Origin of the sequence: Faecalispora jeddahensis (assembly GCF_000577335.1) — a bacterium.
GTDB classification, from domain to species: Bacteria; Bacillota; Clostridia; order Oscillospirales; family Acutalibacteraceae; genus Faecalispora; species Faecalispora jeddahensis.
Genome location: NZ_CBYL010000076.1, coordinates 1 through 9,135 on the forward strand (window position 1 = coordinate 1; position 9,135 = coordinate 9,135).

Genomic DNA, 9,135 nt, shown 5'->3' on the forward strand with positions numbered 1-9,135 from the left:
GAGGTGAACATCCCCGCCGTTCAGGAGGGGAAGCTCCCGGGCGGCTCCGAAATCCTGCTTGACCGCCCGTTCGCGCAAACAAACGGATATCTAATCGGGGACAAAATCACCGTTGCGGGCAGGGAGTTTACCGTTTCAGGCTATGCGTTTCTGCCGAATTACATTTATGTGATCCAGTCGAAAGAAGAAATGATGAATGACCCCAGCACCTTCGGCATTGCCGTGGTGGGGAAAGAGAATTTTCAAGCCCTGCCGGGAAAAAATCAGGTTTACGCCATTCGTTTTGATAACAGGGAAAACATCAAATCTCAGGAAGCCTCGGTAAAGAACGCGCTGCGTTCTCAGGGAATCCAGATCACCAACTGGCAGAGTACCAGCAGGAAGGTCAACGTATCCTATATCCCCATGGAGATCGATGTGCTGTCTACAATGAGCGCCGCCGTACCGCTCGCCATGCTTGCGCTTGCCTGCGTTCTGCTCGGGATGCTGATGTGGCGCACGATCAAAAGTGAATCGGTCATCATCGGGACATTTTACGCCCAGGGCTACCGCAGGAATCAGCTTCGCCGCCACTATCTGACTTTCCCTCTGCTGATCTCCGTCATCGGCTCTGTGGCGGGCTCTGTAGTGGGGCTGCTGCTGGTAGACAGTGAGATCCGCTTCATGCTGACCGCTTTTCCCATGCCCGTTCAGAAAACAATTCTGAATCCGTGGCTGGTTGTCTTCGCCGCCGCACTGCCGATCATCATTCTATGCGGCGTTACCTGGTGCATCATTGGCAGAACACTGAAAACAGCTCCGGCGGTTCTGATGAAAGGCGGAGAAGCAAAGAACAGGGTCAATTTCCTCGAGCGCGGCCTGCGGTTGGATCGTTTTGGGTTCAGCACGAAATTCAAAATCAGGGAACAGGTTCGCAGCCTGTCCAGAACCTTCTTCCTGCTGTTCGGCGTTGTCGTCGCCACGATGCTCATGCTGTACGGACTGACGATGAAAAGCTCCGTCGACTATATGCTGAAGGAAGGGATCAGCGAGCTGTACGATTTTAAATACGAATATGTTTTCACGTCGGCAAAAACAGGAGCACCCCCGGCGGGAACCGAACAGTTCAACGCTGCATACGTGAGCTTTGCGGACAATGAAGATATAAGCTTTTATGTCACCGGGCTTCTGCCCGACACCAAAATGGTTCGGCTGAAGGATGCTTCCGGGCAGTCGTTCCAGCCGGACCAGACCACGATTACGGCAACGCTTGCACAGAAGCTGAATGTGAAAGCCGGTGACAGCGTGACGGTATTCGATACGGAAAACGGGAAGAAACACACGTTCACCATTGAGAAAATGGCCGATACCTATGCGGGCGATTTCTTGTTCCTGCCGCTCGACCGGTTCAACGCGGAATTTGGTTACCCCGCCGGTGCTTATCTCGGAATCTGGAGCGGCGATGCGATGACCTTTGCCCAGGGCGAGATTCAAAGCACCAAATCCATCGACACTGTTGTCTCGGGGCTCGGCAAGATGATCGACCAGATGGGCCCCATGATTTACGGCCTGATCGCCTCCGCCTTTCTGCTTGGCCTGATTATCATCTATATTGTAACCGGGTTGGTGGTCGACGAAAGCCGAACCAGCATCTCGCTTATGAAGGTGTTCGGATACCGGAGAAAAGAGATCGCAAGGCTGGTGCTGAACAGCAATACCCTGATAGTTGTTTTGGGGTATCTGCTTGGTGTTCCCGCCCTGCTGGGTACGGCAGGGGCCTTCTTCGGCTCTTTGACGGAAAGCCTGCAGGTCGTACTGCCCGTCAAGCTGAATGCCATTTATATGCTGTTCGGTTTTATCGTTGTGATGGCGACCTATGAGTTCGCCAAATGGATGTGCAGGAAAAAGGTGGCTCGGATTCCGATGAGCGAAGCGTTGAAGGCGGGAACGGAATAAAGAGAAGAAGGCATCCCGCTGTGTGAAAAAGATGTGTGCCATTGGCCGATGATCAAATGAATTTGCCGCCAGGTCTCTTGTGAAATCGGCAATGAAATACGCGCTTTAAGGGCTTTTCAATCACAGTCATGCGGTTGAAAGGCCCTTGTCATTTGCGAAAGGGAGAGCTGCCATCTAATCGTAACGGTCAGCAATGCAGGTTGGGATTGCATTTAAAAAGCGCTTTCTCTGCTTTTTATCGGTGAATCGGCGGGTGAGCCGGGAGTTTCGTTTTGGCGGCAGAAAAAAACAGGTTTCCATTCCCGGCGTGTGCGGGAAAAAGGAAACCTGTTTTTGATTGAAAAGAAAAAACGGAACGACCTCAAATCAGAACTTCTTCGGCAGGAAGCCGATCTTCTTCATGACCTTGCTCAGTGTGCGGGTCGAAATCGCCAGCGCCTGCTGTGCGCCTTCGGTGTAGCACTGCTCCAGGTACGCCTTGTCGGCGATCAGCTTCTCATACCGCTCCTGCACGGGGCGCAGCTCTTCCAGCACCGCTTCGGCAACCCGAAGCTTAAAGTCACCGTAACCCTTGCCCTCAAACTCCGCCTCGATCTGCTCGTTGGTCAGGCCGGTAACGCTGGAGTAAATCCCCATCAGGTTGTTGACGCCGTCCTTGCCGGGGGCAAAGTGAACCCTTGCCTCGCTGTCGGTAATGGCGCGCTTGAATTTGCGCACGATATCATCCGGCTTGTCGAGTACGGCCACATAGGCGTTGGCGTTTTCATCGGATTTGGACATCTTGCGGGCCGGGTCCTGCAACGACATGATGCGCGCGCCGACCTTCGGGATATACGGCTCCGGTACGGTGAACGTGGGGCTGTACGCGCCGTTAAAGCGCTCGGCGATGTTGCGGGCCAGCTCCAGATGCTGCTTTTGGTCGGCGCCGACCGGCACCAGATTCGACTGGTACAGCAGAATATCGGCCGCCATCAGGCTGGGGTAGGTGAACAGCCCGGCATTGATGTTGTCCGCGTGTTTGGCCGATTTGTCCTTGAACTGCGTCATGCGGGAAAGCTCGCCGAACTGTGTGTAGCAGTTCAGAATCCAGGCCAGCTCCGCGTGGGTGTGAACATGGCTCTGTAAAAAGAACGGATGCTCCTGCGGATTGATCCCGCAGGCCAAAAAGAGGGCGTAAGCCTCCAGCGTGTGGCGGCGAAACGTTGCCGGGTCCTGACGGACGGTGATAGTATGCAGATCAGCCAGCGCGAATACGCAGCGGTAATCCTCCTGCATGGTCACCCAGTTTTTAATGGCGCCCAGATAATTGCCCAGCGTAATGGTGCCGCTGGGCTGTACGGCGCTGAAAATAATCTGTTTCGGTTGGGCTTCTGTTTCGATTTCCATATGAGCGGGACTCCTATCTATTATTTGGTGCGCAGCTCTTTGGCGAGCTGGCCCAATATTTCAATGCCTTTTGTCAGCTGCTCGTCGGTGGGAGCGGTGTAATTGATGCGGAACGACTGACACGGCTGGGTTTCATCCACCAAAAAGGCGTTTCCGGGCACCACACAGACAGTGCGCTCCATCGCTTTGCGGCAGAAATCCATCATGTCGATATCGTCCGGCAGGCGGCACCACAAAAACAGGCCGCCCTCAATCGGTTCCCAGGTGATGTCCGGGGCCAGGTGACGCTCGACAAGCTCCAGCAGCAGCTTCGCTTTTTCGCGGTATACCCCGCGGATGCGGTCCAGATGCGCCGCATAATCATAGTTTGTCAAAAATTCCTCGCAAATCAGCTGCGACCAGATATTCGTGTGAACATCCTCACCCTGCTTACAGACGACCATTTTCTGTACGATGGGCTTTGGTGCCAGCGTATAGCCGACGCGCATGCCGGGGGAAATCACCTTGGAGAAGGAACCGGCGTAAATCACAAGGCCGTCCTCGTCCAGCGCCTTGATCGGCGCGATCTCTTCGCCCGCAAAGCGCAGGTCGCCGTATGGGTTATCCTCCAGAATCAGCACGCCGTATTGTTTGGCCAGCGCGTAAACGCCGCGGCGCTTCTCGGCGCTCATCGTAATGCCGGAGGGATTCTGGAAATTCGGAATGGTATAAATAAATTTAGCCGTTGGCTCTTCGCGCAGGGCCCGTTCCAGCTCGGCAAGGTCGATGCCGTCGGATTCCATCGGAACGCCGCGCAGACGCACCTGATAGGAACGGAAGGAATTCAGCGAGCCGATGAAGCTCGGCGCTTCGCAGATAACGACATCGCCCGCGTTGCACAAGGATTTTGTCGCCAGATCCATCACCTGCTGCGCACCCGAGGTGATCAGCAGATCATCAAAATCGCGTCCCGCACCGTGCTTTTCTTTCATATACTCAGTGAGCGTACGGCGCAGCGGAGGATACCCTTCGGTTACATTATATTGTAAGGCGTCGATCGGACGCTGCCGAAAAATCTGCGAAGAAATCTCCCCGATTTCTGTTGCGGGGAACGCTTCCGGCGCGGGATTCCCGACAGAAAGGGAAATCATTCCGGGCGCAGTGGCCGATTTCAGGATTTCGCGGATGGCGGAGGGCTTCAGGGTTTGCACCCGGTCTGAAAATAAATACTCCATGGCAAAACGACCTTTCCGGCTAAAATCTTTGCAAATATTCTAACACAAATTGGAAAAAGAATCAATTCTGCTCACTTGGACAAAACTACGGCAATTTTTGCCAAAATAAAACAGCGCGTTATGACAATTCTGGATATATACGCTATGTATAATAGAAGGACAAGCTTAAATGAAAATGGTGGTGCGGAAAAGATGAAAGAAAAAGCTGTTGTACGGCAGAGACTGACGGTTGGGGAATTGCTGGAAACGCCGGTCGCGAGAAAAATCATGGTACAGGCCGCCTGTTTTGCTGTTGGATTTGCCTGCTCGCGGGCAATCGTATTTGGCCGGTATGCTCCATTCGGGGTGGCGGCGATTGCGGCGGTTCCATTTGGCGGCATGTGGGGAATGGTGCTGGGCGTTCTGCTCGGTTATCTTCTGCCGTCGAGCACGTTGTTCCCGGTTCGGTATGTTGCCGCTCTTCTGGCTGCGGCTGCCATTCGGTGGACGCTCAATGATCTGGTCAAGCTGCGGATGCATCCGTTTTTCGCTCCGCTGATCTCATTTGCCCCGGTTCTGATGACGGGGCTGGCCATGGCTTTGGTCAACGGTACGGATGCCGCGGGCATCGCGATGTATGTCGCTGAATCGATGCTGGCAGCCGGCGCTTCGTATTTTCTGGTAAGGGCGGGCACCCTGCTGCTCAAGGGGACAGGCCTGAACGCGATGAAAAGTCAGGATCTGGCCTGCGTGACGCTTTCGGCGGGAATTTTGATTTTAGCGTTTTCGAGCATCACACTTGGCGGACTTTCGCTGGGGCATGTTCTGGCCGTGCTGGGGATTCTGCTGGCGGCGCGCTACGGCGGCGTGACCGGGGGCAGCGTCACCGGAATCGGCGCGGGCGTGATTTTAAGCCTTTCCACCGCCGGGGTCAGCTATCTTTCCGGCGCGTATGCGCTCGGCGGGCTGATGGCGGGTGTGTTTTCTCCGCTGGGAAGACTCGTTTCCGCGTGTGCCTTTGTCATCTCGAACGCTGTGGCGTCCCTGCAGGTCGGCAGCCGCGAATCGGTTCTGACCGGTCTGTACGAGGTGATGGCCGCGAGCGTGATCTATATGATCTGGCCAAAGGATGTCGGCAGCCGGCTCTCCGCGGTGTTTGCCCGGCCGGCGGATTTGTTACATAGCGAGGGGCTGCGGCGCTCCGTGATCATGAAGCTCGATTATGCCGCACAGGCTCTCGAAGGCATTTCGGATTCCGTGGAAGAGGTGTCGCGCAGGCTCGATAAGTTCAGCGCGCCGGACATCAACGCCGTTTACAACCGGGTTATCGACAACACCTGCGTCCGGTGCGGACTGCGCGTTTACTGCTGGGAACGCAACTATGATGAAACGATGCGCGCGTTCGGCACTCTCACACAGATTCTGCGGAAAAGCGGGAAAATCACAAAAGACGATTTCCCGAAGCAGTTTACCGACCACTGCAGTCATACGACTGAGATCGTCGAGAACATTAACCGCCAGTACGCGGAGTTTTTGACCCGCGAGGCAGCGGAGCGGCGTGTCGCACAGATTCGCGGCGTTGTGGCTGATCAGTTCGATACCACCTCGCAGATGCTGAAAAACATGGCCGAAGAACTGGAGCTGTTTGAGCGGTTCGATTTTACCGCCGCCCAGCGCGTCAGCGATGTGATGACCCAGAACGGCATCATTCCCATCGATGTCAGCTGCCGTGTAGACCGCTACGACCGCATGACGATCGAGGCAGAAGCCGCGCAGGTGGACAAGTCCCGCCTGAACAAGGCGGATCTGACCCGGCAGATTTCACAGGTGTGCGGCCGTACCTTTGAAATGCCCTGCATCAGCTCGGCGCAGGGAAAATGCAGAATGCAGATGAGCGAGCGCCCCGTGTACCGCGTGCAGAGCGGATTTTTCCAGCATGTCAGCGGGAACGGCCAGCTCTGCGGCGACAGCCAGGAGCTTTTCCCGGACGGGAACGGACGCCAGATCGCGATCATCAGCGACGGCATGGGTACCGGCGGCCGGGCGGCGGTGGACGGCGCAATGGCGGCGGGGATCATGGCCAAGCTCATCAAGGCCGGGATCGGCTTTGACTGCGCGTTGAAAATCGTAAACTCGGCGCTTCTGGCCAAATCGGGCGACGAATCTCTCGCCACGCTCGATGTAGCCGCCGTCGATCTGTTTAATGGAAAAGTAGAACTGATGAAAGCGGGAGCGACAGTCAGCGTTCTGCGCAGGGATGGCAGAGCCGTTATCATTGATACGCCCTCTCTGCCGGTGGGAATTCTGACCGAAGCGAAATTCGCCAAAGAAACCGTTCGGCTTTCCTCGGGTGATCTGCTGGTGCTGTTCTCAGACGGCGTGGTGGCTTCCGGTGACGACTGGGTGCGGGAGATGGTGACTGAATGGAAGGGCACCGTGCCGCAGGAGCTGGCGGAGCAGATCGTATCTCAGGCGATCAAGCGCCGCAATGACGGACATGATGACGATATCACCGTGCTGGTTCTTTCTTTGAATGAACTGAAAAAAGAACTCTGATCCATTCCTTCTTCTTTGGAAGTGTGCGTATACATAAGCAGTTTCATCCTCCAAATATGGCAGTGGAGCTCCGCCTGATCTCTCGGGATCAAACGGAGCTCCACGCTTTTATCGTAGACCATCGAAGCATTGCGCAACGCACTGGTCTTACGTTTTTGTTTCTTGCATTGCCGTGTGCCCGCAGGGCAGCGGAACTTCCGCAAAGTTCCGTTACATACAATATACGTATGCTCCTATATTTAGGATTGCCGCCTTGGCACGATTTTCGCCGGCCTGAACATTTTGATGAGCTGTATACTTAATAGTAAGGTCAGGGATTTATTCCGAGAGATCCTTCAGATCATACGGGGTCTGCTGATAGACATAATAGTTCAGCCAATTCTGAAACAGCAGGCTGGCTCCGCTTCTCCAGGTGAGCGCCGGCGTCTGGGCAGGGTCATCGTTCGGGAAATAATGCTCCGGCAGGTCAGGTTCAATCCCCTTGTTCAAATCGCGGTAGTATTCGTTCGACAGCGTTTCGCGGTCGTATTCCGCGTGGCCCGTCACAAAAAATTGCCGCCCGTTTTTGTTTGCGATGATGTGAGCGCCCGCTTCGTCGGAATCAGAAAGGATCACCAGTTCGTCGTGCTTGTCAATATCTTCCCGGCGAACCTCTGTGTTGCGGGAGTGCGGCGCGTAGTACACGTCGTCAAATCCACGGATCAGCGGGTGCATGGGTGTCAGCACACGGTGTTTGAAAATTCCGGAAAGTTTTTTGGGCAAGGTATATTTTGGAATCTGATAAAAATAATATAACGAAGCCTGAGCTCCCCAACAGATGGTCAGGAGCGAATACACGTTTTTTCGGCTCCAGGCAAAAATCTCGCAGAGCTCATTCCAATAATCCACATCTTCAAAGTCCATCAGTTCCACCGGCGCGCCGGTAATAATCATTCCGTCGAATTTATCATCTTTCAGTTCGTCGAATGTTTTATAAAAGGTATCGATGTGCGTGTAAGAGGTGTTTTTGGAAAAGTGGCTTGCCATATGCATCAGTTCAACATCCACCTGCAGGGGAGAGTTACCCAGCAGACGCAACAGCTGAGTCTCGGTTTCAATCTTGGTCGGCATCAGGTTCAGGATCACGATTTTCAGCGGGCGGATATCCTGAGACATGGCGCGCTCATGAGTCATTACGAAAATGTTCTCGGATTCCAAGACTTCAATGGCCGGCAGTGATGTTTGAACTTTAATTGGCATAGCAAAAGCCTCCTTTTGTTAGGGTGTTTTCCATTATAGCAAATCAGCTCCGATAGTTCAAGAATCGTACTCAAAGGGGGAGTTTCAAAAAGAATTGAAAAAAAGTGAAAAAAACAGTTGACTTTGTTTTGTGGGCGTGGTATTATAGCTAAGCCGTCGAGAGACGGGGGCGAAAATTCGATAAGATGAACGAAAGTTTTCAAATTCGAAAACGCCGGTTCGTCAGTAATGACGAAAAGAATGTCGAAAAACGAAAAGAAATGCTTGACAGGCGAAATCCGCTGTGATATAATACGAAGCATCTCTTCCGAAAATTCGACAGAGACAGGACCTTGAAAATTAAACAACGAGAAAGACAAGAAGGAACCCGTAATTTTTGAGAGAAAACTTCTTGGAAACGAGAAGTGAGTACTTCCGGATAAGAGTTCTCAGAACTCTATAAAAACTGAGAAACGCGAAAGCGTACTATTGAGCAGATAAAATGCTCTAAAATAGTTTAGACCGGCTTCAAGCCGTTTTAATACCATATTTTAGAGAGTTTGATCCTGGCTCAGGACGAACGCTGGCGGCATGCCTAACACATGCAAGTCGAACGGAGCTAAGTTTGACACCGAACACTCAGGTGTTTGGGAGCAGGGCGTAAACGAGCGAAGCTCGTTTTAGACCTTTCAAAGCTGCACAACACTGCAAACGGTTGAGTAGTCGGTGTTGAACTTAGCTTAGTGGCGGACGGGTGAGTAACGCGTGAGTAACCTGCCTTTCAGAGGGGGATAACGTTCTGAAAAGAACGCTAATACCGCATAATATATTGGTGTCGCATGGCACC

5 protein-coding genes and 1 rRNA gene are annotated in these 9,135 nt (G+C 53.5%); 3 read left to right on the forward strand and 3 right to left on the reverse strand.

Annotation, left to right across the window (positions count from 1 at the left end; all coding sequences use genetic code 11):
* Nucleotides 1-1,935: ABC transporter permease (locus TY09_RS16940; protein ID WP_042436805.1), on the forward strand; the 1,935-nt coding region annotated here is incomplete at its 5' end.
* Between the two features lie 366 nt (nucleotides 1,936-2,301).
* Here TY09_RS16940 and trpS read toward each other — a convergent pair.
* On the reverse strand, nucleotides 2,302-3,321 hold the full coding sequence (gene trpS, locus TY09_RS16945; protein ID WP_042436806.1) for a tryptophan--tRNA ligase: 1,020 nt from the start codon (nucleotides 3,319-3,321) through the stop codon (nucleotides 2,302-2,304).
* A 20-nt stretch (nucleotides 3,322-3,341) separates the two neighbouring features.
* Nucleotides 3,342-4,535, reverse strand: a complete 1,194-nt coding sequence (locus tag TY09_RS16950) for an aminotransferase-like domain-containing protein (RefSeq protein ID WP_042436808.1) — start codon at nucleotides 4,533-4,535, stop codon at nucleotides 3,342-3,344.
* A gap of 192 nt (nucleotides 4,536-4,727) precedes the next feature.
* Between TY09_RS16950 and TY09_RS16955 the strand changes: the two genes are divergently transcribed.
* Nucleotides 4,728-7,070 (forward strand): SpoIIE family protein phosphatase, encoded by a 2,343-nt coding sequence (locus tag TY09_RS16955; RefSeq protein WP_009061989.1) that lies wholly within the window; start codon nucleotides 4,728-4,730, stop codon nucleotides 7,068-7,070.
* Between the two features lie 318 nt (nucleotides 7,071-7,388).
* Here the strand turns inward: TY09_RS16955 and metA are convergent, their stop codons facing one another.
* The gene (metA, locus tag TY09_RS16960; protein ID WP_042436809.1) at nucleotides 7,389-8,309 is read right to left on the reverse strand and encodes a homoserine O-acetyltransferase MetA; all 921 of its coding nucleotides are present in this window, start codon (nucleotides 8,307-8,309) and stop codon (nucleotides 7,389-7,391) included.
* A 527-nt stretch (nucleotides 8,310-8,836) separates the two neighbouring features.
* Between metA and TY09_RS16965 the strand changes: the two genes are divergently transcribed.
* A 16S ribosomal RNA gene (locus TY09_RS16965) occupies nucleotides 8,837-9,135 on the forward strand; the annotation flags it as partial.

What these genes read in the sequence shown, in the direction of transcription:
- metA (WP_042436809.1), bottom strand. Translation starts at nt 8,309, where the DNA reads ATGCCAATTAAAGTTCAAACATCACTGCCGGCCATTGAAGTCTTGGAA.
- TY09_RS16950 (WP_042436808.1), bottom strand. Translation starts at nt 4,535, where the DNA reads ATGGAGTATTTATTTTCAGACCGGGTGCAAACCCTGAAGCCCTCCGCC.
- trpS (WP_042436806.1), bottom strand. Translation starts at nt 3,321, where the DNA reads ATGGAAATCGAAACAGAAGCCCAACCGAAACAGATTATTTTCAGCGCC.
- TY09_RS16955 (WP_009061989.1), top strand. Translation starts at nt 4,728, where the DNA reads ATGAAAGAAAAAGCTGTTGTACGGCAGAGACTGACGGTTGGGGAATTG.